The organism is Bradyrhizobium sp. BLXBL-03, assembly GCF_051853015.1.
Classification (GTDB): domain Bacteria; phylum Pseudomonadota; class Alphaproteobacteria; order Rhizobiales; family Xanthobacteraceae; genus Bradyrhizobium; species Bradyrhizobium manausense.
Genome location: NZ_CP182470.1, coordinates 1511021 through 1534833, shown reverse-complemented (window position 1 = coordinate 1534833; position 23813 = coordinate 1511021). Strand labels below are relative to the sequence as shown.

Below are 23813 nucleotides of genomic sequence, written 5' to 3'. Positions count from 1 at the left end.
GACCGCGTTGAAGATGTCGATCCGGCAACGATCGCCCGTCGCGGCCTCGTCATGGCAATAGGAACCTTCAAAGGATTGATCGGTTCGGCCAGCAGGGGAGCATGGCGAAACATCGATGCCCGTCAGAATACGAACGGCTCTGGTGACACTTGTGACGTTGCCGCTGGCCGCCTGCGAGGGCAGGCAGTCGGCGCTTGCACCGCAGGGGCTGCAATCCGACCAGATCCTGCGGACCCTCCTGCTGTTTCTGGCGGTGGCGGCAGTGGTGTGGACTGCCGTTGTAATCGCCCTTGGCATCGGCTTGTTGCGCCGAAAGCGCATGCCCGAACGGCCGCTGGCTCTGCATCAGGGCTTCGAGAAAGCCACTGGTCGCGTCGTGTTCGCCCTGGGGCTCGCGACCCTGGTGATTGTCCTCGGACTTTCGATCGTCAGCTACGCCGGTCAGCGTACCGTCTTTGCCAAGGACGACAACGCCCTGACGCTCAAGATCATTGGCCACCAATGGTGGTGGGAGGTCCGCTATGAGGATGACAGCCCGGATCGGAGCTTCGTGACTGCGAACGAGATCCGGATTCCGACCGGCAAAGCCGTCAAGGTCGAACTGGAGTCCGCCGACGTCATTCACAGCTTTTGGGTGCCGAGCCTGACCGGGAAGATGGACCTCATTACCGGACAGAAGAACGAGCTTCAATTCACAGCCAGGAACGCCGGCGTTTATCGCGGACAATGCGCCGAATTTTGCGGATTGCAGCATGCCCATATGGCCTTTGCCGTGCTCGCGTTGTCGCCGGACGAATTCGGCCGCTGGCGCGATCATGAAAATCAGAGCGCGAGCAGCCCGACCGACGTGCTGGGCAAGCAAGGCGAGCAGCTTTTCCGCGCCAGAGGTTGTGCCCTTTGTCACAATATCCGCGGCACGCTGGCCGGTGGGCAACTGGGCCCCGATCTGACCCATGTGGGCAGCCGAACCACGGTCGCGGCCGGAACGCTGCCCCTCACGCCTGCCACGCTCGGCGCCTGGATCGCAGATCCCCAGCATATCAAGCCCGGCAATTACATGCCGAGGATGCCGCTGCAGTCCGGCGAGCTGATCGCGATCCTTCACTATCTGGAGCAACTCAAGTGACCGTGTTGGCCGACGAACGCGAATTGCGAGACGACGCGCTCAATGGCCTCGAGCTCGCCACTCGCCTCGAGAGACTGTGGCGTACCCCGTCAGGGCTGCTCGGCGCACTGATGTCCGTCGACCACAAGGTCATCGGGCGCCGATACATCGTTACCGCATTCGCGTTCCTGCTTCTCGGCGGCGCGCTCGCGATCCTGATGCGGATTCAGCTCGCAGGACCAGAACAGACGTTTCTGTCGCCGGACAAGTACAATCAGATCTTCACGATGCATGGTTCGACGATGATGTTTCTGTTCGCCGTGCCTGTCATGGAGGCCTTTGCCGTCTACCTCGTTCCCTTGATGGTCGGAACGCGAAACATTGCCTTTCCGCGTCTGAATGCCTTCAGCTACTGGATGTTTCTGTTCGGCGGCTGCTTTCTGTGGATTTCCTTTCTGCTCAATGTCGGGCCCGACGTCGGCTGGTTTGCCTATGTTCCGCTCTCTTCGTTGCAGTACACGCCGACCAAGCGCCCGGACGTCTGGGCACAGATGATCACCTTCACCGAGGTCGCCGCGCTTGCCGTGTCCGTGGAAATCGTCGTGACGGTGTTCAAGCTTCGCGCGCCCGGCATGACACTGGACCGCATTCCGCTGTTCGTGTGGGCGATGCTGGTGACGAGCTTCCTGGTGATGTTCGCCATGCCTTCGATCATGGTTGCGTCGACATCGCTGATCCTCGACCGGCTCGTCAACACGCGCTTCTACGATCCATCGTCGGGTGGGCATCCCCTGCTCTGGCAGCATCTGTTCTGGTTCTTCGGGCATCCCGAGGTCTACATCATCTTCATTCCGGGAACGGGAATGGTGTCGATGATTCTCGGAACATTCGCCCGCCGTCCCGTGATCGGCTATCCCGTGGTCATTCTTTCGCTCATCGCGACCGGGTTCCTGTCGTTCGGTCTCTGGGTCCACCACATGTTCGTCACCGGTCTGCCTCAGCTCGGTGCAGGTCTGTTCACGGCGTCCAGCATGCTGATCGCGGTGCCGAGCGGCTTGCAGATCTTCTGCTGGTTGGCGACGCTCTGGGATGGGCGCCCGGTCTACCGGACCCCGCTGTTGTTCGTGATCGGATTTATCGTGGTCTTCGTGCTTGGCGGCCTGTCCGGCGTCATGGTGGCCTCCGTTCCAATCGACACCCAGGTCCACGATACCTACTTCGTCGTCGCTCACTTCCACTATGTGCTGATCGGCGGCGCCGTCTTTCCGCTGATCGGCGCCGTCTACTACTGGTTTCCCAAGATTACCGGCCGCATGCTCAGTGAGACGCTGGGGCGCTGGAATTTCTGGCTCGCCCTCATCGGCTTCAACGTCGCATTCTTCCCCATGCACATCCTCGGCCTGATCGGGATGCCGCGCAGGGTCTACACCTATACGGCCGACATGGATTGGGCGCACCTGAACCTTGTGTCCAGCGGCGGCGCGGTTGTCTTCGCGATCAGCTTCGCGATTTTGCTCGCCAACGTGATTTACAGCCTTCGCCGCGGCGCACTTGCGGGCGACAACCCCTGGGACGCCTCGACGCTGGAGTGGGCGACCTCGTCACCGCCTCCACCGCAAAACTTCGATCGCATTCCCGTGGTCAAACATCGCGATCCCCTGTGGTTCGATAACGAAAGCCTTCCCGTCGTCGCGGGTCTCAGCATCGAGCGGCGGGAAGTGCTGTTGACGTCCCTCGCGGAAGCCGAGCCGCAGACTCGCGAGGCTTCCCCCGAGCCCAGCGTCTGGCCGCTGATTACGGCGATCACGACGACGATATTCTTCATCGGGTCGATCTTCACACCCTGGGCCGTGCTCTGGGGCACACCGCCGATGGCGGTTGCGTTGATCGGCTGGTTCTGGCCTTCCGGCAGCAGGGAGGACGAGGAGTGAGACAGACCATCGTCCGCAATGTCGGCGCGCTTCCGACCTACGGCTACGGACCCCGAAGCGGCCCCTGGTGGGGCGCCATGGGTTTCATGGCACTGGAAGGCATGGGATTCGCGATTGCGATCGGCGCCTATCTTTATCTCTATGCGGTGAATTCGGACTGGCCGATCGGCGCCGCCCCGCCAGATCTCTGGCCCGGGACCGTCGAGGTCGTGATCTATCTGCTGAGCATTATCCCGAATGAGATGACAAATCGCGCGGCGAAGCGGCAGGATCTTGCGAAGGTGCGTACCGGATTGATCGTGATGTCGCTGATCGGGATCGTGCTGCTGGTTTTCCGCGGCTTCGAATTCGCTCACCTCAACACGCGCTGGGACAACTCTGCTTATGGGTCGGTCGTCTGGCTGATCCTCGGACTGCACACGACGCATCTCGCCACGGATCTCGGCGACACGGTGGTGCTGACAGTGTTGATGTTCACGGCCCATGCAAAGCCGCGGCGGTTCAGCGACGTCACCGATAACGCATTCTACTGGAATTTCGTCGTGCTGGCCTGGTTGCCGCTCTATGTGCTGCTCGACTGGGTGCCTCGCCTATGACCGTCAACGACGCACATCCGAGGCTGCTCTATTGGGCCGGTGTCGCTCTGGGGCCGCTCGCCTGGGGCATCAATTTGCAGGGCGTCTACGCGCTCGCTCATTTCTCGTGCGAGACGACACGGCTGACCGGGACCATCATGAGCGCTGTTTTGGCTGTCGTCGCCCTCGCAGGCACCGTGATCTCGGCACGGGCGGTTCGTCGCGGCGCCGGCGCGGAATGGGCCGAGGCGCAAGGAGGCGGTCCCCGAACGTTCATGGCATGGCTCGGCGTCGGCTCCGGCATCCTGTTTGCGCTCGTCATCGCCAACCAGCTCGCGGCTTCGCTGATGATCAGCCCATGCCTGCGATGAGGCTGCTGGGATTGCTGCTCGGCCTGCTTGCCGGGCCGGCGATGGCTCATGGCCTTTCGGAGGTCGATCCAGGATCGCTCTGGAGCTTTGATCCCTGGCTTTTGAGCCCGCTCTATATCGTCGGTATCGGCTTCTACATGGGAACGCAGCGACTCTGGCACCATGCCGGCGGCGGGCGCGGCGTCAGCTTTGCCCAGGTCGCGGCGTTCTGGACAGGATGGCTGGTCGTAGCGCTCGCCCTCACCTCGCCGCTGCATTGGCTCGGCGAGCGTCTGTTCACCGCCCACATGATCGAGCACGAACTGCTCATGGTCGTGGGCGCTCCCTTGATGGCGTTTGCCCGGATCAACGGACCGATGATGTGGAGCCTGCCGGCTGCGCTTCGCCCCGCGATCGGCCGCGCCTTGAATTGGCCGATCCTGGCACGGCCATGGGCTCTGATCAGCCATCCTGTCAGTGCGACTGCCTTGCATGGCCTGGCCCTCTGGGCCTGGCACGCGCCTCCACTCTATGCCCTTGCGCTGCAAAACACCGGAGTCCACCGCTTCCAGCACATCAGCTTCTTTGCAACGGCGCTGCTGTTCTGGTGGGTGCTGCTGCATGGCCGCGGAAGCGGTCGCAGCGTGCGGCTTCGCGATGGCATTGCGATCGTCTGCCTATTCATCACGGTGCTGCATTCCGGCGTACTCGGCGCGCTGCTGACGCTGTCGACACGCTTGTGGATTCCAGCTCAAGGCGTCTTCGCTGCTGAATTCGGCCTGACGCCGCTCGAAGACCAGCAACTTGCGGGCATGCTGATGTGGGTCCCCATGGGCATCCTTTATACGGGTGCCGCGCTCTTCTTCGCACACCGCTGGCTGACCTCGATGGACCCGCATTCCCGCCTGTCTTCCGTTCGACCCGGCTGAGGATCATAGGAACCGCGCGTTCAAAGCGACGTTCGCTGTTGAGCTTGACAGCTCCCATGACAGTTCTCTTGGAGGATACATGGCCAGACCTCGTGCGTTGCCACTCGCAGCCTTGATCGCGGCATGCTTCACGTTGCCCACCGGCTCGACCGCGCAAGACCAGCCGCGTCCCGCAACGTCCTGCCCGGTTGACCATGATCAGCTTGCAGACATTCTCAAGAAGAGCGTCAAGCCCGGCGGAGGGCCGAGCAACGGCGGGCTCGACAACAACGAATGGGCGGCTGTGGTCAATCGCCAGGGATCGTCTGCGCCGTCGCCTATAGCGGCGGCAAGGTCGACGATCAGTGGCTCGGCAGCCGCGCGATCGCTGCCGAAAAGGCCAACACCGCAAACGCTTTCAGCCTGAAGGACAAGGCTATGGCGACCGCCAATCTCTACGCGGGCGCCCAGCCCGGCGGATTCCTGTTCGGCGCCGCATTGAGCAGCCCGCCTTCCGCTGATGCGATCTATGCCGGCACGCCCGACGATTTCGGCACCAACCACGATCCGATGGTCGGAAAGGCCGTGGGCGGTGTGATCGTCTTCGGCGGCGGCCTTGCGCTCTATGACGACAAGGGCATCGCCGGCGCGCTGGGGGTCAGTGGCGACAGCTCCTGCGCGGACCACAATGTGGCCTGGCGCATACGGCACTTGCTCAGTCTCGATCGCGTCCCGGCGGGCGTCAGCCCGAACATGAAGGACGCGATCATCTATGACATCGGGCCCGACGGCAAAAGTCCGTCGGGATTCGGCCATCCCAAATGCAACGGCAAGGAAGATCAGATCGCGGTCGACCTGGGGGCGGGCGTCTCCGGGAACGTGGTGAGATAGCGGCGCTAGGAACCAAGCAGACCCGCAACGTTTGTACATCCGCGAAACGGCCTGCAACGCGGCACGGCCTCATCAAATGCCGTGGAGTCTTCACCTATGTTAACGCTTGGCGTCCGTCGGCGGTTGGGCGGAATGATTGGCGCGCTTTGCGCTTTCAGCGCATTGCTCTCCACCGCCTTCGCGCAAACTGCCTTCGCGCAAAGTGATCTGGCCGACCGGATGAAAGACCCGGGTCAATGGCCAATGGCTGCTCGCGACTACGCCAATACGCGCTATAGCGACCTCGACCAGATCAACGCAAGCAATGCAACGCGCCTTCAGCTTGCCTGGGCGTTCTCGATTGGTGCGGACCGTGGCCAGGAGGCGGCGCCGCTCGTCATCGACGGCACGATGTACGTGGTCGGCCCCTACGCCGGACCGTACCCAAACCGCGTCTTCGCGCTCGACGCCACCACGGGTGAGCTGAAATGGTCCTACGCGCCGAAGCCTGAACCCGCCGCGGCAGGTGTCGCTTGCTGCGATGTGGTCAATCGGGGGCTCGCCTTCGACGACGGCAAGATCTTTCTCAACACGCTCGACAATCACTCGGTCGCGATCGATGCCAAGACGGGCAAGGAACTCTGGCACACGAAGCTCGGCGAGATCAACAAGGGCGAGACCATCACGATGGCGCCTGTCATCGTGAGAGGCAAGGTTCTCGTCGGCAACAGCGGCGGCGAAATGGGCGTGCGCGGCTGGGTCACCGCGCTCGACGAGAACACAGGCGCCATCGCCTGGCGCGCTTATGCGACGGGTCCCGACAAGGACGTTTTGATCGGCGACGACTTCAAGCCGTTCTACGACAACCTCAAGGGCAAGGATCTCGGCGTGAAGAGCTGGCCCGCCGATCGCTGGCAGATTGGCGGCGGCACGATGTGGGGATGGATCTCCTATGATCCCGAGCTCAACCTGATCTACTACGGCACCGCCAATCCCAGTCCCTGGAATGCAAACCAGCGCTCGGGCGACAATCTCTGGAGCACGACGATCTTCGCGCGCGATCCCGATACGGGCCGCGCCAAATGGGCCTATCAGGTCAATCCGCACGATCTTTTCGACCATGACGAGATCAACGAGAACGTGCTGGTCGATCTCCCGCTGAACGGGCAAACCCGTAAAGTTCTGATTCATCCCGGTCGCAACGGCTACATGTACGTCATCGATCGCGCCACCGGGGAAGTGATCTCGGCGGATGCCTATGAGTTCGTGAACAGCTACAAGGGCGTCGATCTGAAGACCGGCAAAATCATTCCCAACGAGGACAAGACCCCGCTCGTCGGCAAGACGGTGGAAAACATCTGTCCGGCGGCCCCGGGCGCAAAGGATTGGCAGCCTACTGCGTGGTCGCCGCGGACCAGGCTGCTCTACGTACCGCACCAGCACCTCTGCATGGATTTCAAGGCCTCACAGGTCGGCTATATCGCCGGCACGCCCTATGTGGGCGCCGATGTCGACATGTATGCCGGACCAGGCGGCTATCGCGGCGAGTTCATGGCGTGGGATCCGATCGCGCGGAAAAAAGCCTGGGAAATCCACGAGAAGCTGCCGGTCTGGAGCGGCACCCTCGTGACCGCCGGTGATGTCGCGTTCTACGGCACGATGGATCGCCTGTTCAAGGCGGTGGACGCCAAGGACGGAAAGGTGCTCTGGCAATTCCGCGCCGGCTCCGGATTCATTGGGCAGCCGATTTCCTATCGCGGCTCGGACGGCCAGCAATATATCGCGATCCTGTCGGGCGTCGGCGGTTGGCCCGGTGTCGTCGCCAACGCCGAGGTCGATCAGCGCGTCCGCAACAGCGCGCTCGGTTTCACGGGCGCGACGCAAGATCTGCCGTTCTACACCGCGGGCGGCAGCGAGCTGCTGGTTTTCAAGCTGGGCGGCCCCAATGGTCAGGACAACGGCCATGCGCGTGCGCAGTAATTGTATCGCCCTCACTTTTGGGGCTTTGATCGGGCTTGCCTCTCCCGCGATTGCCGCAGCGGATGGTGAGCTGCGCGTCTGCGCCGATCCGAACAATCTGCCGTTTTCCAACCAAGCCGAAGCCGGTTTCGAGAACAAAGTCGCGACGATGCTCGCGCAGTTCCTCGGACGGCAGGTCAGCTACACCTGGTGGGCGCAGCGACGCGGATTCATCCGCAACACGCTGAAGGCCGCGAAGTGCGACGTCGTGATGGGCGTACCCGCCGGCTACGATCTCGTGGAGACCACCAGGCCGTACTATCGCTCCACCTACGTGTTCGTCACCCGACAGGACAAGCATCTCGATCTATCCTCTCTGCTCGATCCTCGCCTTCATCACCTTGTCATCGGCGTCCATCTCGTCGGTGACGACGGCAACAATCCGCCGCCGGCCGAAGCTCTCGGTGAGCAAGGCATCGTGGACAATGTCCGGGGATACTCGATCTATGGAGATTATCGCGAACCCGATCCGCCCGCACGGCTGATCGAGGCCGTCGCGCACGGCGACATCGACGTCGCCGCGGCCTGGGGACCGCTGGGCGGCTACTTCGCTCGGCATTCCGCCGTGCCCCTGACGGTCACAGCGGTGCAGGATGGCGAGCGCTTCGCACCCCAGCAATTCCAGTTCGCGATCTCGATGGGCGTACGCAAGGGCGACCACGCTCTGCGCGATCAATTGGATGAATTCATCGACGAGCACCAATCCGACATTGCCTCGCTGCTGCGCAGCTACGGCGTGCCCCTGGTTGAGCGCCCCGCAACCGCTTCCGGAGGACATGAGTGATGCGTGCGACTGCCATGTCTCTATTGCTGCTGATCGCCGTGAACCATTCCGCTCACGCCCAGCAAAGCCTGCCGCAATCGCAGGAGGCACAGATGCCGACGCTGTCCCCGCGCCCGAACTTCGGCGGCAGCGTCGGCAACGGCCGGCCCGGCGTGTTCATGCAGGTTCCGGTCAGTCATCTGCATCCGGGTGCGCAGCCAGATCCACCTGAGATCAAGAACCCCTCGCAAGGCGATCCGAATGCGGAGCAGCGCGGGATGACGTACTTCATCAATTTCAATTGCAGCGGCTGCCATGCCTCCAATGGCGGCGGCGGCATGGGCCCGGCGCTGAGCAACAGCACGTTCACGTATGGCTCGCAGCCTGAAAACATCTACCTCTCGATCTACCAGGGCCGGCCGAACGGAATGCCGGCCTGGGGCGGCGTGCTGCCCGACAGCGTGATCTGGGATCTCGTGACCTACATCGGGAAGATCAGTAACGAGCCGAGCCATCAGTGGGGCCGCACCCTCTCTGCAAACCCGCTCTCACCCGAAGTCGAGCAGGTCCCAAGCGAGCAGGTCTCGACGACCGATCCTTGGTCAGCAACCAAGACTTTCAGTTTCGGCCAGAAGCCCTGATCGGAGTATCGAATGGGCGATCATCTTGCCGCACGGTTGCTGATCACCTCGCTGATGGGGATGGCGATGATCGGCGGCGGCGACGCCAAAGCTGCGGGCCCTGACAATTTCAACGGCGATGCGCGCCGGGGCGCCGACCTCGTCAAGAACTATCATTGCGGCGGCTGTCACGACATTCCCGGCGTTGCCGGAGCGGACGGGAACGTTGGGCCACCTTTGCATCGGATCGGCACGCGGACCTATATCGCCGGCTACATCCAGAACTCACCGGACAATATGGCGGCCTGGATCGAGGATCCGCAGCGGGCCTTGCCAGGCAACGCCATGCCAAGCATGGGCATCTCGCAGAAGGACGCACGCGACATTGCGGCGTTTCTCGCTACGCTTAAGTAGGATGTGCGGGCCTATGAGATCGGCGATGAGATTGCCCGCGGGTCTTCGTATGACGCCGAGGCGGTCGGGCGGCAGCCGATGCGATCAATACCAGGCACGCGGCAATACCAAGCACCGCCAGACCCTTGCCGATCGCGCCGGCCGGCGGAAGCTGCTTGCCAGCCAGCCAGCCACCATCGACCGAGACGCCAAGCGGACTGGCGTCGATGATGCTCCCTTCTGTGACCGGCGCCCGTCGCGCCCGCGACAGCAGAAATCGGAACGCCGTTCCCAGCGTGTCTTCTGTCCATTTCGGGGCGAGAGCGAATGCCAGTTGACCGGCGCGCGCGGGCCACCCGACGGCCACTTCATTGCGAGGCTTGCGGACGAGGTTCAGAAAGGTCTGGGCAACATCTTCGGACTGGTACAGCAGCGGACCGGGATCGAGCTTCTTCCCGGACATGTTGGCGCCATGGACAAAGCCCGGGGTATCCACCATCGCCGGGAAAACGCCGCAGACGTGGATATGCGGATAGCCGCCGAGTTCCTGGCGCAGGCTCGCCGTAAACCCGCGCAGCCCGAACTTGCTGGCCGTATAGGCAGCCGCGAACGGTGTCGGCGCCCAACCTCCCAAAGAGATGTTATTGATCAGGACACCTCGCTTCTGACGCAAAAAGAACGGAAGCACCGCGAAGGCGCCGTGCATCGTGCCCAGGAGATTGACCTCGATCGTTCGACGATGAAGGGCAAGATCCGCGTTTTGGTAGGCGCCGAACACGCCGGTTCCGGCATTGTTGATCCAGACGTCGATACCTCCGAACGCTGCTTCGGTTTGCATGGCAAGCCTCTGCACCGCATCGGGATCCGTGACGTCGGTCGGGACTGCCAGGGCACGGCCGCCGACCGCCTCGCACTCCGCCGCAAGATCGGTCAGGATCTCGCCACGGCGCGCGGCAAGAGCCAAGCTCGCGCCTTCCCGCGCGAATGCCAACGCCGCAGCACGACCAATTCCGCTGGATGCACCGGTTATGACGACGCGGGTGCCGGACATGGACTGTGAGGTCAGGCCCGGCGTACGGCTCGGAAGCAGCCATCGCAACGAGCGACGAAGACGCTCGGCTGCGTCGGAATCGAACCAGTCTCCATGGGCAAAAATCACCCGCTCAGGACCCAGGCTGACGAGCCGCTCTGCCGCAGCCTGCACGGCGCGGCCGCCCAGATGCAACAGCAGCCGCAGATAGATGGGCGCCTTGCCGTCCGGCTTGGCGATCCCAAGCAGACTTGCGGCGGCCTGAGCTGGTCCCGAAAGATGGTCTGCATCGAGATTCTGCACGAGATCCGTCAGGATCAATGTGCGGCTGCGCTTGTCGAATAGCTCCACTTCCGAAAACATCGGGGCATTTATGAAAACCGCCTGGAGCTCGCCTGCCCAGTCTTGCGGGGTGATGTCGCCGAGCTCGCGATCGATATGAAGACCGGCCTGTCTGACCTGTTTCCGGCCGGCGAGCCCCCGCACTGCAAAGGTCAGCGCCCGCGGACACTGTGTTTGCCAATCGGGCAAAAACATCCAATGCGCGACATTTGGCGCGAGCAGATACTTGACTGATCCCACGCGCTCGAGTTCGGTGCGCAAGGCCGGCGAATATCGCACTGGTGAATGCAGAACCAGATCCCCGTTCGACAACCGAATCACAGTCATGCGGACGGGCAGAGGCAAACCCGCCGTGCTGATCGGCTTGTCGTCTGCAACCCAGATATCGTCCGTTACCCTGGTTATCCGGGCGAGCGAGAAGGCAGGATCAGAATTGTTCATGAGCGTCTTCCGATGAGCCCTTGCTCAAATCGCGGACATGACGCTCGTTCCTGAACCGCTGCGGTAGGAACTAAAATCCACCTGTTCGATTGCCAAGCGTCATCTGGACCATGTCCATGCGAAACGTCCAAAAACCAATTCGTCGGCGGCGGATATCCGCTGGAAGCTTTTTGTTCGGCGTCTTCATCATTCTGGTCGTCGCCAATCTTGTCCAACGCTCGACTTCGTGATGTCCTCATTCGCGGTGGCTCATTCCTAACCGCTCTGCGCGAACATGACGATATCTCGTATGGGTCTGAGGCTTGATGAAGATCGCGGCAACTTCCGGATGGTGCTTTCGAATGTCGTGTTCGATCGCAACAACCAGCTGCTCTATTTCGTCCGCCCTCTTGTCATCTGCGAACTCGATACTGAGGGCTGCGACGATCTCCGTCGGCGAGAGCTGCACCGTGAGCAAGCCGTTGGCCCGAAGCACGCCGGGAGACCGCCGGGCCAGATCAACGACCGATCGTGCAAGTTCCGGATCTGCCGGCTCCCCGATCAGAAGGCTCTTGCTCTCGCGCGCGAGTGCAATTGACGTGATTCCGAGAAGAATCCCGATCAGAACGGAGCCAACCCCATCCCACGCCGGCTGATTGAACATAACGGCTGCGACCGTGGCCGCAGCGGCGATGACGATTCCGATCAAGGCTGCGCTATCCTCCAACAGCACCATGAACGCCGGCGGATCCTTGCTGCGGACAAACGCATTGTAATAGCCGAACTTCCTGCCGTCGGCCCGGACCCGACGCCATGCGATCAGCCAGGACACGCCCTCAAATATAAAGGACAGCCCAAGGACGACGTAGCTGACGACGGGATCGTCGATCGGCCGAGGCCGCAGGACGTGCATGACGCCTTGATAGAACGACACACCTGACCCGAGCGCGAAGATCAGTAGCGCAACGATGAAGCTCCAGAAATAGAGCTCTCGCCCGTGGCCGAGCGGATGCGCCTCGTTGGCCGGCCGATCGGCACGACGATAACCGTAAAGCAGCAAGCCTTCATTGGAGGTGTCGACAACCGAATGAACAGCCTCGCTGGTCATCGCCGAACTCCCCGTCCATACCGCCGCGCCGATTTTGGTCAGGGCGACCAGCACGTTGCCGATCAACGCCGCGTAGACGGTGATCTTTGTCGAGGATTTAGCCTGTTCTCTCGCGTCGCTTATGGCTGGCCGCCTCTCTGGTCACGCTCGAACGGCTTGCTAACCCACATCGGCCTGCCCTGGGGCCTGTGCTGATGACGCCCAATCATCGTCTCGCCGACTGGTTCCTATTGGCGAATTCGCGGAGAAACGATCAGTTACGACAGCATTAGCAACCTTCGTTCCCTCCAAGACTTAGATGTCAGCCGGTTGGCCGGAGAAGGAACATCGGCAGGAGTTCTGAGCCGAGGGTATGTGAGCCTTGATACGAGACAATGACAGCTCAGCGCGTGACGGAAGCCCGTGGTGGCAATCCGCGGTCATCTACGAAATTGCTCTGATCTCGTTCCAGGACTCCGATGCCGACGGCAAGGGCGACCTGATCGGCCTGATGTCCCGGATCGACTATCTGAAATGGCTGGGCGTCGATGCAATCTGGTTGACGCCGATCTACAAGAGTCCGTTCCGCGATCTCGGCTACGACATCTCCGACTACCGCGCGATCGACCCTGCCTTCGGGACCCTTGATGAGTTCGACAAGCTTCTCGCCGCTCTGCATCAGGCCGGTATCCGCCTGATTCTGGATCTCGTTCCCAATCACACGGCGGATGATCACGAATGGTTCGTGGAGAGCCGCAGTTCACCCAGCAGCGCGAAAGCAGATTGGTACATCTGGGCGGACGCCGCGGAGAACGGTGGTCCGCCAACCAACTGGCTCAGCCGTTTCGGCGGCAGCGCATGGGAGTGGTGTGAAGCGCGGCGGCAATACTATTATCATACCTTCCTGGTTGAGCAGCCCGACCTCAACTGGCGCAACCCGCAGCTGCGCTCCGCCATCGCCGATGTGATGCGCTTCTGGCTTGACCGAGGCGTCGACGGTTTCCGCGTCGACGCCAGTGCGGTTCTGATCAAGGACGCGCATCTGCGCGACAACCCGGCGAATCCCGATGCCCAGGGCAAGCCGCCACCGCAGCGACAGACGCCCGTCTTCACGGACGACCGACCGGAGACGATGCAATGCATCGAGTTCATCCGTAGCGTGATTGACGAATATCCCGAGCGGCTGTTGTGCGGCGAAGTTCAAGGCAAAACCGATCGCATCGGCCATTTCTACGGCACGGAGCGCCCGCGGCTGCATTTGCCGCTCAACTTCGCGCTGCTTGACGCGCCTTGGAATGCATTGTCGTTGCAAGCCGCGATCGATGCCTATTTCAATGCCCTGCCCGACGGCGCCTGGCCAGTGTGGGTGATTGGCGGCCATGACAAGCCGCGGATCGCGAGCAAGATCGGCGAGCCGCAACTACGTGTGCTGGCAATGCTCCTGATGACCCTGAGAGGAACTCCCTTTATCTACATGGGTGACGAGATCGGTCGTAAGCGCGTCCCTATTCCGCCTGATCAGGTTCAGGACCCATTCGAAAGGCTCGTCCCCGGCTACGGCCTTTGCCGTGATCCCGAACGCGCTCCGATGCGATGGGACGATACAGCAAATGGTGGGTTCTCGGACGGACGCCCATGGCTGCCGCTCGATCCCGCGGGATCGACCAATGTGACAGCTCAGCAGAACGACGACGGTTCGATCCTGATGCTGTTTCGTGCGCTGCTGAGGTTGCGGCGCGAGCATGCATGTCTTCGTGAAGGCGACTACCACCCGCTGCGCTCGCAGAACGACATTCTTGCGTTCGAACGGGTCTATGAAGGACACCACATGCTGATAGTGCTCAACATCGCAGACGAACCACGGAAATGGCCCAGCCAGGTTTCCGGCCGTGTCCTGCTATCAACCCATCTGGACCGGGCATCCGAGGCTGTAGCGGCGGCCTCAGTCCTGCTTCGAGGCAATGAGGGCGTGATTCTTTCCCGCCGTGCCCCCGGGTAACGCTCAGGAACCTCGATCGAGCCTGGGAGTCTCACCCGGGCGTCCGGCGCATCCCCCTTGCCGGATGACCGTAGGCCGCCCCCAAGCGTTCCCCTTCAGGCGCCCGGGTCAGCGGCGACATCGGAGACTGACGATGAGCAAAGCGAAAGACCTCAGGCAGCGCCTCGTCGGCAAAGCCAAGCAGGCAGTCGGCGAGATCATCGGCGATCAAGCTCTCCACGACGACGGTAAGGCGGAAGCCGACCGCCCCAACAATCATCACGAGGAGCGGCCCCCACTCAATCCGCTGAAAAAGCTGCGCCAGCTGACGTAAGTGTCCTTGCCACCAGGAACATAGATGGTTGGCGCACGTCGAATCGCATCTATCGACGCACCGGTTCATCATTGAGAGCCGACGCATCAAAGGTTAATGCCTGCCCTTTGCTTTTTCGGCAGACTTGTATTGGGCAGGGCGATTGGACGGTACATGCAGGCAGGATTTGCTTTCTCAAAACTCGCCGACCGCTTGGCGAGTCTCGGCGAGCTAACGGCTGATGACCTCGATTTGCTGGTAGACATGCCAAGTACGATCACGCATTTCAGCCCGCATCAGCCGATTCTACGTCATGGCGACGATGCCGCTCAATGCACCCTGCTGCTCCAGGGCTATATCTCCTGGCAGGATCCCGAGGCGTCGAACGGTCAGATCACGTCGATCTCGGTCCCCGGTGACATCGCCGATCTGCAGACACTTTATCGGCCTCGCATCAACGGCAACCTCATTGCCCTTGGACCAGCAGTTGTGGCGCAGGTTCCACACCGATTTTTTCGCGAATTGGCCGCACGGTCGCCTGCTCTGTCGCGGACCTTGCTGCTGATGCTGCTTGCCGAACACGCGATGCAGCGCAACTGGACGGTCAATCTCGGCAGCCGGGATGCGCTGACGCGGGTCGCACACTTGATCTGCGAGATCATTGTGCGTCTTCAAAGTGTCGGAGTCGCGGCGGATTTCCGGTTATCGTCGCCGTTTACCCAATCGGATCTCGCCTCTGCTTGCGCCATTTCTCCCGTCCACGCGAACCGCACGATCCAGGAACTGCGCCGCTGCAATATGCTGCAGTGGCAGAACAAGATCCTGACGATCACCGACTGGTCCGGACTGGTGAGACTTGCGCACTTCGATGCCTCCTATCTCGGCATTCGGTCCCGGAGGCAAGACGCGAGGCCGGAGTCGCAACGCTCGACGAATGCTGATATCGCCTTGGCTTAGCCGAGTTTGTCGAATTGCGCCCGGGCGCTCAGCTTGACCGCGACCTCCGTGACAACATCGGTCCAATCGCCAGGTCTTGTCTGGTGAAACAGCCGCATACTCGGATACCAAATCGAACGATCCCCTGACAGGGGCCAGCGCCAGTCGCAGTCGGTGTGCAGCAACACCCACGCTTCCCGTCCGAGTGCGCCTGCAAGATGTGCGACCATGGTATCGACGCAAATGACCAGGTCGAGCTGGTTCAGGACATGCCCGAGATCCGCGATTCCAGGCGTGCTGATGTCGCGCGCACCGATACGGTCAAGCTCCTCCTTCCGCGCTCCGCTCTGGAGGGCGTGGAGCGTTACACCCGGAACGGCGAGAGAACGCAGCAAATGGCTTGGAATCGCACGTCTCTTGTCCCATTCCCCAACCTGCCACACCAAGCCGACAGAGAAGCCTTCGCGGTCAAGATCTGCCGCCGCATCCTGGCGCGGCAGCTCCAAATAGGGCGCGCGCATCCCGACCTGCTCACAGCTAACCCTCAGCGCATGCGGCACCTCCATGATCTCGATGTCGACCTCGAACTTCGCTTCGGGTGCGCCATCATGGAGTGCAAACGCGCGATCGACGCCTGCCGTGCGCTCGACCAACGGCAAAAGCTCTTCTTGGCACCAGACCGTGACGCTGCGCGCAAGCTCGCCAAGGGGCCGCATGAAGCGGAGAAACTGGATGGTATCACCGAGCCCGTGATAGCACCGCACGAGCACGTCCCTGTCCGCGAACGGCTCGCCGCGCCAAATTCGCTGAAGATGGCGCGGGCCTATGTGCTTGGGAGCATACGCAAATGTCCGAAGGTCCCGGTCGGTGATCCTCCACGCGACAGCGAAGTCGCCCGCCCGCATCGCCTCGGTCCATCCGCTCACCGGCATACAACCACTAACGCCGGACGAACTTGTGGAAGCGGCTTAGCTTACCTTCCTTGGTCCGATCCTGGTGCAGGAACGCGATGCCTGCCTCGTCGAACTTCTCGAAGAATTCGTCCCAGCCGATGCGATCGAGACCGTCATCAGGTGGGTCGAAATCGATCCGGAGGATGCCGGCGTGCCCATCCTCCTCGGTCGACTTGACGGTCGCCGGTCGGCCGCCGCGCTCGTCCACCCATTTGCGGATGGCAGCATGATCTGTGGTTTGATGAGCTTCACTGTTCTGCGTTTTGGATGACATGACGGACCTCGCTCGTTAGTCGCTCGGTGAACGCCGGCGGGCCCGATTGGTTCTTGCGCGACTTCGGCGCTGCCGACGAACATCATCTTCTTCATCTTCATCCAGGATGATCGTCGTGCCTTCGCACCGACAGCGGATTCTAATCCAGGTTAAGCGCGACGCATTTTTTCTGCCGAGAATCCCCGGGAGCGCGAGCGCTGTGCATGTACTGGAGGAACGAACATACCTTCCGCCACGTTCGCCGATCTACTTACCTCGACGCGCCCGTCTTTCCGGAGGTCTTACGCCATGCATTCCCGTCTTCAGGATAGGCGCCGCGTTCGCGTCGGCATCGTCGGCGTCGGCAATTGCGCCAGCTCGTTCGTCCAGGGACTGACGTACTACCGGAACGCCAAGTCGAACGAGCCCGTGCCTGGCCTGATGAACGTTGATCTTGGAGGGTACCACATCAGCGACATCCAGATTGCATCCGCCTTCGATGTCAATGCCAGCAAGGTGGGGCACGACGTCGCCGACGCGATCTTTGCCGCTCCCAACAACACGCATCGATTTGCCGATGTCGACCAGACTGGCGTGGTTGTTCAACGTGGCCCGGTCATGGACGGCATCGGGCATTATCTCAAGGACGATGTCCCGATTGCCGATGTTCCGGAGGCCGATGTCTCAGAAATCCTGGCCAAATCACGCACCGATGTCCTGGTCTCCTATCTCCCTGTCGGCTCGCAGCGAGCCAGCGAATGGTACGCGGCGCGCGCGATCGAAGCGGGATGCGCTTACGTCAATTGCATTCCCGTATTCATCGCCTCGAATCCCGAATGGAGGCGCCGGTTCGAGGATGCCGGCCTTCCGATCGTCGGCGATGATATCAAGAGCCAGGTCGGCGCCACCATCTTGCATCGCTTGCTCGCAAACCTGTTTCGCGACCGCGGCGTGCGGCTCGACCGCACTTATCAGCTCAACGTCGGCGGCAATACTGACTTCAAGAACATGCTCGAGCGCGAGCGGCTGGCCTCGAAAAAGATTTCGAAAACCCAGGCCGTCACCAGTCAGTTTGACGTCCCTATGGATGCCGACAATATTCATGTCGGCCCAAGCGATCACATTCCCTGGCTGACCGACCGCAAGCTCGCATTCATCCGGCTTGAAGGCACGACCTTCGGCGGCGTTCCCCTGAGCGCCGAGGTCAAACTCGAGGTCTGGGACTCACCAAATTCGGCCGGCGTCGTGATCGATGCGGTCCGTTGCGCCAAGCTTGCGATGGATCGCGGCCAGGGCGGCGCCCTCACGGGCCCGTCAAGCTACTTCATGAAATCGCCGCCGCAGCAATTCACGGACGAAGAAGCCGGACGGCGAACACGCGCCTTCATCGACGACAAGGCATGCGTCTAATGGCACGTGTTATTCATCTTCTCCGCCATGGCCACCATGCCCAGCTTGGGCGCACGCTGTGCGGCCGGATGGGCGGCGTTGTGCTCGACGACATCGGTTGCGAAGAAATCGCGCGTTGCGCAGCCACAGTGACACCGCAACCGGCGCTGATCCAGTCGAGCCCCCAACAGCGCTGCATCCAGTCCGCCAGTATCCTGGCGGCGCACTTTGGACTGCCGATCGAGATCGTCCCAGCACTGGACGAACTCGACTATGGCGAATGGACCGGGCGATCGTTCGAAGATCTCCATCGGGACGCTCAGTGGTCGCGCTGGAACAGGTACCGCGGCAGCAGTCGTCCACCGGGGGGCGAGACCATGAGATCGCTACAGAGGCGCGTTGTCGGCCATCTTGAACAACTCCGCCGCGATAGCGTCGCAGACACGGTGATCGCGGTCAGTCATGCCGAACCCATTCGTGCGGCAATTCTGCACTACGCACGCAAGCGCCTGGACGACTTCCTGTCGATCGACATTGAACCATCCAGCATCAGCACGTTGAGCATAGACATCAGCGGGATCACAATCACCGGGATCAACCAGCGGGTGCCGGCGTGAAGATCGTCATTTTCGGCCTGGCCATCTCCTCCTCCTGGGGCAACGGCCACGCGACGCTCTGGCGCGGCCTCTGCAAACATCTGACGCGCCTCGGCCACACCGTCGTCTTCTACGAGCGCGACGTGTCCTACTATGCCGGTGCCCGGGACTTCAATGAGTTGCCCGGTGGTCAGCTGCGGCTTTTTTCGAATTGGGAGGAGACCCGCTCCCTCGCCCGCAATGACATCGCGGATGCCGATGTCGCGATCGTGACGTCCTACTGTCCCGACGCAATTGCGGCCACCGACCTGATCATGTCGGAAGGTCGCGCCATTCCCGTCTTCTATGATCTGGATACACCGATCACGCTGGCGCGGCTGATCGCGGGAGAATCCGTTGCTTATATCGGCACGCGAGGTTTACGCGATTTCGCGCTCGTCCTCAGCTTCACCGGCGGACCACGCGTCGTCCAGGAATTTCGCGACCGGCTCGCCGCCCGCGATATCCGTCCTCTGTACGGCCACGTCGATAGCGATATTCACCGCCCGGTGCCGCCTGAGCCACGCTATTGCACGGATCTGTCTTATCTCGGCACCTATTCCGAAGACCGGCAGCGCGGGCTCCAGGCGCTGTTCGTCGAACCGGCGAGAGCGCGGCAAGACCTGCGTTTCCTGATTGGCGGAGCGCAATATCCTGACGACTTTCCGTGGTCGCCTAACATCTATTTCGTGCGGCATCTGCCGCCATCGGAGCATGCGCCCTTCTTTGCGTCCTCTCGCCTGACCCTCAATGTGACACGCAACGCCATGGCGGAGATGGGCTGGTGCCCCTCCGGCCGTCTGTTCGAGGCGGCGGCCTGCGGCGTTCCGCTCCTGAGCGACGACTGGCCGGGCATCGAGGAGTTCTTCACACCCGGCAGCGAGATCCTGATCGCCCACGATGCGCAGGACACCTTGGGCGCGTTGGCGATGTCGAGCTCCGACCTGCAGTGCATCGCCGGGCGCGCCTATGAGCGGACGATGGAACAGCATACATCCGACAAACGCGCGCGCGAGCTGGTGGCACTGCTCGAGCAGGCGGTATCGAGCGGCGCGTGTCGCCAGCAATCCGAGGAGGCCTGACATGTGGGGCATCGTGCCGGCCGCAGGCCGCGGCAGTCGTATCCAGCCGCTGGCTTTTTCCAAGGAGCTGCTGCCCGTGGGCAGTCGGCGCGACGATGGCACCGAGCGGCCCTGCGCGGTCTCCGAGTATCTGCTGGAGCGCCTGATCCTCGGCGGCGCGGACAAGATCTGCTTCGTGATCTCGCCGGGCAAGTCCGACATTCTCGAATATTTCGGCGATCACTACGGCAGTGCCCAGCTCGCCTATGTCGTCCAGCCGGACGCCTCCGGGCTGTGCGACGCCGTCTTCAAGGCCGGCACCGTCGTTGGCCGTGATGAAGACGTAGTCGTCGGCCTGCCCGACACCGTCTGGTTTCCAAAAGCCGCGTTGCAGGCCTTGCCCGATGCCGACCTCTCATTTCTGCTCTTTCCCGTCGAGCGCCCGGAATTCTTCGACGCCGTCGTGCTCGATGGCGACAATGTGCGGGAGATCCAGGTCAAGCAGCCGAAGCCGACGTCGCGGTGGATCTGGGGTGCGTTCCGAATGTCGGCCACCGGCTTTCGCGAATTGCACGCGCTCTGGAACGAACGAGACCAACGCGACGAGTATTTTGGGACGCTCGTCAACGCCTATCTCCAGGCAGGCGGCCTCGGCATCGGGATCAGGGCTGGCGAATCCTATGTCGATGTCGGGACCGTCGACGGCTATCGCACCGCGATGGCTCTTCTAGCCGAAGGCACCGACAGCCGGTCGCGGTTGCGGGCCGGCGTCTCGTCCGATGGGGCTCGACCGCCCCATGCAATGGACAATGGAGCGACCGCATGACTGGAGCGCTGCTCACGCGTGAGGAAATCCGCAGGCGCGTCGACGCGCTCGGCCCCTGGTTTCACAACCTCGACCTCAACGGCGTGCCGACCGCACCGAGCCACTTTCTCGGCGACTATCCCAATGTGAAATGGCGGCGCTTCTCGGGAATCATTCCGGACCGCCTTGAAGGCAAGACCGTGCTCGATCTCGGCTGCAACGCCGGATTCTATGCCATGGAGATGAAGCGGCGGGGCGCCGAGCGTGTGCTCGGGCTCGACACCGACGACGAATACCTTGCTCAGGCGCGCTTCGCCGCCGAAGTGAACGGTCTCAGGATCGAATTCCGCAAGATGTCGGCCTATGATGTCGGGCAGCTCCATGAAAAGTTCGATCTCGTGATCTTCATGGGCGTGCTGTATCATTTGCGTCATCCGCTGCTGGCGCTGGATCTCATCCACGAGCACGTCGCCAAGGATCTTCTGCTGTTCCAGTCGATGCAGCGCGGCGCCAGTCATGTCGACGCGGTCGAGAAGAACTACGATTTCTGGACCACCGGCCAGTTCGATTCGGCCGGCTATCCCAGGCTGCACTTCATCGAGCACAAATATGCCGACGACCCCACCAATTGGTGGGTGCCGAACCGGGCCTGCGTCGAGGCCATGCTGCGCAGCGCCGGCTTTGCCATCGCCGCGCATCCGGAAGAGGAAGTCTATCTCTGCAAGCGAACGGAACGGCCACAGATCGACGGGCCCGTCTATCCATCCCGGAGCACAAGCTGATGATCGAGGCGGCCAAGATCTGGAACGAACCGAACAACAAGTCGCACTGGGATCTCCTGATCGACCCGGAGTGGGTTATGTTCGCAAACCTTGCCGCCGCAGCGGGAAAGGCGATCCGCAGTACGAGGCCCCTACTTCCCATCGTTCTCGGCGGCATCTCGCCGATCGATCCGTCCTTCATGCGCAACATGCAAAGCCGCGGCGTGCTCGACCATTTTGATGCGGTCGCCGTGCACGGCTTTCCGCTCGACTGGAACCTGTGGCAGATCGGTGAGTGGCCCGCCAAACTCGAGGAGATCAAGGCCGTCAGCAACTTGCCCGTGTGGGTGACGGAGGTCGGCGTCTCCTCGTTCGGCGCCGAAGAGGTGCAAGCCTGGGGCCTGTCGCGCACCGCCGAGCTGCTGATCGGCCGGGCTCCGCGTATCCATTGGTACAGCCTTTTCGACCTTCCTTCTGCCTGGGAGGCGACGACGCGACACAAGGAAGCCGAAGGCTCCTCCTACTACCGGCATTTCCACATGGGCCTGCTGCGCGAGGACGGCACGCCCAAAGCCGCCGCCGATCTGTTCTGCGCCTATGCGCCCGCCATGGGCCTCTGCCAGTGGTTCCATTTCGAGGATCACCGCCTCCACGACGCAGTGCACTGGATGCACCGTCTTGGGGTGACTCACTTGCGGACCGGTCTGTCATGGGCCGACAGCTTCCGCCCCAATGCGCTCGACTGGTTTGACCGCCAGATGGAGGCGTTAGCGGAGTTCCAGGTCACGGTCACGTTCTGCTTCACGCCCGAACATCGGGGCATAGAGCCTCATCACACCAGCCCGCCGCTGGACGTCAATGAATTTGCCGATTTCTGCGCGTCGATGGTCGATCGCTACTGTACCAGAACCGGTGTTGCATCTTCCCCGGCCTCGGCTGATCCTCCCATCGCAGAGCCAACATGCGTGCCCTGATCCTGGTCATGGATTCCGTCGGCATCGGCGGCGCGCCGGATGCGGCCCGCTACGACGACGAAGGCGCCGATACCGTCGGTCACATCGCGGAAGCCTGCACGGCTGGACACGCCGACAGCAACGTGCGCGAGGGGCCGCTCCGGATTCCCAATCTCGTGGCGCTCGGCCTCGGGGAGGCCTGCCGCCTCGCCACGGGGCGCGTACCGCCGGGACTGGAGGCTCAGGTGCAGCACCGACAATTCGGATGCGCCAGCGAGATTTCGAAGGGCAAGGACACGCCCTCAGGACATTGGGAGATCGCCGGTGTACCCGTCCCGTTCGACTGGGGCTATTTCCCGCGCACGAGGCCGTGCTTTCCCGCAGAATTGACGAAAGGCTTGTGCGAGCAAGCCGGATTGCCTGGCATCCTCGGAGATTGCCACGCCTCGGGGACCGAGATCATTGCCGAGTTCGGCGAGCGGCACATGCAGACGGGAATGCCGATCTGCTACACGTCCGCCGACAGCGTGTTCCAGATCGCGGCACATGAGGAGACTTTCGGCCTCGAACGTCTCTACGGCATCTGCGCGATTGCGAGGCGGCTGATCGATCCCCTCAAGATCGGCCGCGTCATTGCGAGGCCATTCGCCGGCACAACCGCGCGCGATTTCAAGCGGACCGCGCACCGTCGCGACTTTTCCGTACCGCCGCCCGGAAGCACAATCCTCGACCTCGCCACAAGCGCCGGTCGCGACATCGTGACGATCGGCAAGATCGACGACATCTTCGCCCATCGCGGGACCGGGCGAAACATGCGGGGCGACGGCAACATGGCGCTGTTCGATGCCACCCTGAAAGGGCTGGCGAGCCTGGCGGACGAAGGACTACTGTTCGCCAACTTCATCGATTTCGACACGCTCCACGGCCATCGCCGCGACGTGACCGGCTATGCCGCGGCACTCGAAGCCTTCGACGAACGCCTCCCGGAGTTATTGTCCTGCCTGCGAAGCGGTGACCTTCTGATCGTCACCGCCGATCACGGTTGCGATCCGACCTGGAGCGGCACCGATCACACCCGCGAACAGGTGCCGATCCTTGCCTGGCCGACGCAATCATCTTCGCCAATCGGCAAGCGTACCGGCTTTGCCGATATCGGCGCGACCGCGGCAAGGCATCTCGGCCTGCCCGCCGCCCTTCGCGGGGCGCACTTCTAGCCACCGGCAGCCCGCCGATTCACCTCGGTTATTGATCCAGGTTAGAGAAATATTCGTTTGTACATTTTCGAGGAACGAACATTCCTTGCATCGCTTCTGACTCCAAACGTGACCGGCGCGCGGGTCGTCCGACCACCCAGCAAGTGCGC

General features: G+C 62.1%; 24 protein-coding genes. 20 read left to right on the top strand and 4 right to left on the bottom strand.

Annotation, left to right across the window (positions count from 1 at the left end):
• Positions 1 to 142: 142 nt before the first annotated feature.
• The 10 genes from coxB (at position 143) to ACNJX9_RS07275 (ending at position 9555) form a co-directional block, all read left to right on the top strand.
• The gene (coxB, locus tag ACNJX9_RS07320) at positions 143 to 1126 is read left to right on the top strand and encodes a cytochrome c oxidase subunit II (RefSeq protein WP_439408290.1); all 984 of its coding nucleotides are present in this window, start codon (positions 143 to 145) and stop codon (positions 1124 to 1126) included.
• 2 nt (positions 1127 to 1128) lie between these two features.
• A complete protein-coding gene (gene ctaD, locus ACNJX9_RS07315; RefSeq protein WP_439410021.1) occupies positions 1129 to 3036 on the top strand; it encodes a cytochrome c oxidase subunit I in 1908 nt (635 codons plus the stop codon).
• Positions 3033 to 3632, top strand: a complete 600-nt coding sequence (locus tag ACNJX9_RS07310) for a cytochrome c oxidase subunit 3 (RefSeq protein WP_439408289.1) — start codon at positions 3033 to 3035, stop codon at positions 3630 to 3632. The genes ctaD and ACNJX9_RS07310 overlap by 4 nt, the downstream gene beginning before the upstream one ends.
• Positions 3629 to 3982, top strand: a complete 354-nt coding sequence (locus tag ACNJX9_RS07305) for a hypothetical protein (protein WP_057752712.1) — start codon at positions 3629 to 3631, stop codon at positions 3980 to 3982. The genes ACNJX9_RS07310 and ACNJX9_RS07305 overlap by 4 nt, the downstream gene beginning before the upstream one ends.
• Positions 3970 to 4890, top strand: a complete 921-nt coding sequence (locus tag ACNJX9_RS07300) for a cytochrome c oxidase assembly protein (protein ID WP_439408288.1) — start codon at positions 3970 to 3972, stop codon at positions 4888 to 4890. The genes ACNJX9_RS07305 and ACNJX9_RS07300 overlap by 13 nt, the downstream gene beginning before the upstream one ends.
• A 273-nt stretch (positions 4891 to 5163) precedes the next feature.
• A complete protein-coding gene (locus ACNJX9_RS07295) occupies positions 5164 to 5760 on the top strand; it encodes a heme-binding protein (RefSeq protein ID WP_439408287.1) in 597 nt (198 codons plus the stop codon).
• Between the two features lie 96 nt (positions 5761 to 5856).
• Positions 5857 to 7719, top strand: coding sequence for a methanol/ethanol family PQQ-dependent dehydrogenase (locus ACNJX9_RS07290; protein WP_439408286.1), 1863 nt, complete (start codon positions 5857 to 5859; stop codon positions 7717 to 7719).
• Positions 7703 to 8542, top strand: coding sequence for a substrate-binding domain-containing protein (locus ACNJX9_RS07285; RefSeq protein ID WP_439408285.1), 840 nt, complete (start codon positions 7703 to 7705; stop codon positions 8540 to 8542). Before ACNJX9_RS07290 ends, ACNJX9_RS07285 begins: the two co-directional genes overlap by 17 nt.
• Positions 8543 to 8556: 14 nt before the next feature.
• Positions 8557 to 9162, top strand: a complete 606-nt coding sequence (locus ACNJX9_RS07280) for a c-type cytochrome (RefSeq protein WP_439410020.1) — start codon at positions 8557 to 8559, stop codon at positions 9160 to 9162.
• 12 nt (positions 9163 to 9174) lie between these two features.
• Complete coding sequence (locus ACNJX9_RS07275; protein ID WP_057752725.1) at positions 9175 to 9555, top strand: c-type cytochrome; 381 nt, start codon at positions 9175 to 9177, stop codon at positions 9553 to 9555.
• On the opposite strand, the gene ACNJX9_RS07270 is transcribed toward ACNJX9_RS07275, so the two are convergent.
• Positions 9548 to 11347, bottom strand: coding sequence for an SDR family oxidoreductase (locus ACNJX9_RS07270; protein WP_439408284.1), 1800 nt, complete (start codon positions 11345 to 11347; stop codon positions 9548 to 9550). The genes ACNJX9_RS07275 and ACNJX9_RS07270 overlap by 8 nt on opposite strands.
• A gap of 235 nt (positions 11348 to 11582) precedes the next feature.
• Complete coding sequence (locus tag ACNJX9_RS07265) at positions 11583 to 12557, bottom strand: cation diffusion facilitator family transporter (RefSeq protein ID WP_057752729.1); 975 nt, start codon at positions 12555 to 12557, stop codon at positions 11583 to 11585.
• 238 nt (positions 12558 to 12795) lie between these two features.
• Here ACNJX9_RS07265 and ACNJX9_RS07260 point away from each other — a divergent pair, with 238 nt between their 5' ends.
• The 3 genes from ACNJX9_RS07260 to ACNJX9_RS07250 all read left to right on the top strand — a co-directional run bounded on the left by ACNJX9_RS07260 (position 12796) and on the right by ACNJX9_RS07250 (position 15661).
• Positions 12796 to 14412, top strand: a complete 1617-nt coding sequence (locus ACNJX9_RS07260; RefSeq protein ID WP_439408283.1) for an alpha-amylase family glycosyl hydrolase — start codon at positions 12796 to 12798, stop codon at positions 14410 to 14412.
• Positions 14413 to 14545: 133 nt separating this feature from the next.
• Entirely contained in the window at positions 14546 to 14725 is a 180-nt protein-coding gene (locus ACNJX9_RS07255) for a CsbD family protein (protein ID WP_439408282.1), read from the top strand.
• Positions 14726 to 14878: 153 nt separating this feature from the next.
• The gene (locus ACNJX9_RS07250) at positions 14879 to 15661 is read left to right on the top strand and encodes a Crp/Fnr family transcriptional regulator (RefSeq protein ID WP_439408281.1); all 783 of its coding nucleotides are present in this window, start codon (positions 14879 to 14881) and stop codon (positions 15659 to 15661) included.
• Here the strand turns inward: ACNJX9_RS07250 and ACNJX9_RS07245 are convergent.
• Together ACNJX9_RS07245 and ACNJX9_RS07240 are read right to left on the bottom strand one after the other, a co-directional pair.
• Positions 15658 to 16410 carry a hypothetical protein gene (locus ACNJX9_RS07245; RefSeq protein WP_439408280.1) on the bottom strand — a complete coding sequence of 251 codons (753 nt, stop codon included), beginning with the start codon at positions 16408 to 16410 and terminating at the stop codon, positions 15658 to 15660. The genes ACNJX9_RS07250 and ACNJX9_RS07245 overlap by 4 nt on opposite strands.
• 169 nt (positions 16411 to 16579) lie before the next feature.
• A complete protein-coding gene (locus tag ACNJX9_RS07240; protein ID WP_439408279.1) occupies positions 16580 to 16867 on the bottom strand; it encodes a hypothetical protein in 288 nt (95 codons plus the stop codon).
• A 288-nt stretch (positions 16868 to 17155) separates the two neighbouring features.
• Here ACNJX9_RS07240 and ACNJX9_RS07235 point away from each other — a divergent pair, with 288 nt between their 5' ends.
• The 7 genes from ACNJX9_RS07235 to ACNJX9_RS07205 are packed head-to-tail and all read left to right on the top strand — an operon-like array spanning position 17156 to position 23664.
• Positions 17156 to 18256 carry an inositol-3-phosphate synthase gene (locus tag ACNJX9_RS07235; RefSeq protein ID WP_439408278.1) on the top strand — a complete coding sequence of 367 codons (1101 nt, stop codon included), beginning with the start codon at positions 17156 to 17158 and terminating at the stop codon, positions 18254 to 18256.
• Complete coding sequence (locus tag ACNJX9_RS07230; protein WP_439408277.1) at positions 18256 to 18852, top strand: histidine phosphatase family protein; 597 nt, start codon at positions 18256 to 18258, stop codon at positions 18850 to 18852. The genes ACNJX9_RS07235 and ACNJX9_RS07230 overlap by 1 nt, the downstream gene beginning before the upstream one ends.
• Entirely contained in the window at positions 18849 to 19952 is a 1104-nt protein-coding gene (locus ACNJX9_RS07225) for a CgeB family protein (protein ID WP_057752742.1), read from the top strand. Before ACNJX9_RS07230 ends, ACNJX9_RS07225 begins: the two co-directional genes overlap by 4 nt.
• Before the next feature lies 1 nt (position 19953).
• Entirely contained in the window at positions 19954 to 20757 is an 804-nt protein-coding gene (locus tag ACNJX9_RS07220; protein ID WP_057752744.1) for a nucleotidyltransferase family protein, read from the top strand.
• Entirely contained in the window at positions 20754 to 21518 is a 765-nt protein-coding gene (locus ACNJX9_RS07215; protein WP_057752746.1) for a TIGR04290 family methyltransferase, read from the top strand. The genes ACNJX9_RS07220 and ACNJX9_RS07215 overlap by 4 nt, the downstream gene beginning before the upstream one ends.
• Positions 21518 to 22471 carry a beta-xylosidase gene (locus ACNJX9_RS07210; RefSeq protein ID WP_439408276.1) on the top strand — a complete coding sequence of 318 codons (954 nt, stop codon included), beginning with the start codon at positions 21518 to 21520 and terminating at the stop codon, positions 22469 to 22471. Before ACNJX9_RS07215 ends, ACNJX9_RS07210 begins: the two co-directional genes overlap by 1 nt.
• Complete coding sequence (locus ACNJX9_RS07205) at positions 22459 to 23664, top strand: phosphopentomutase (protein ID WP_439408275.1); 1206 nt, start codon at positions 22459 to 22461, stop codon at positions 23662 to 23664. The genes ACNJX9_RS07210 and ACNJX9_RS07205 overlap by 13 nt, the downstream gene beginning before the upstream one ends.
• Positions 23665 to 23813: the final 149 nt, after the last annotated feature.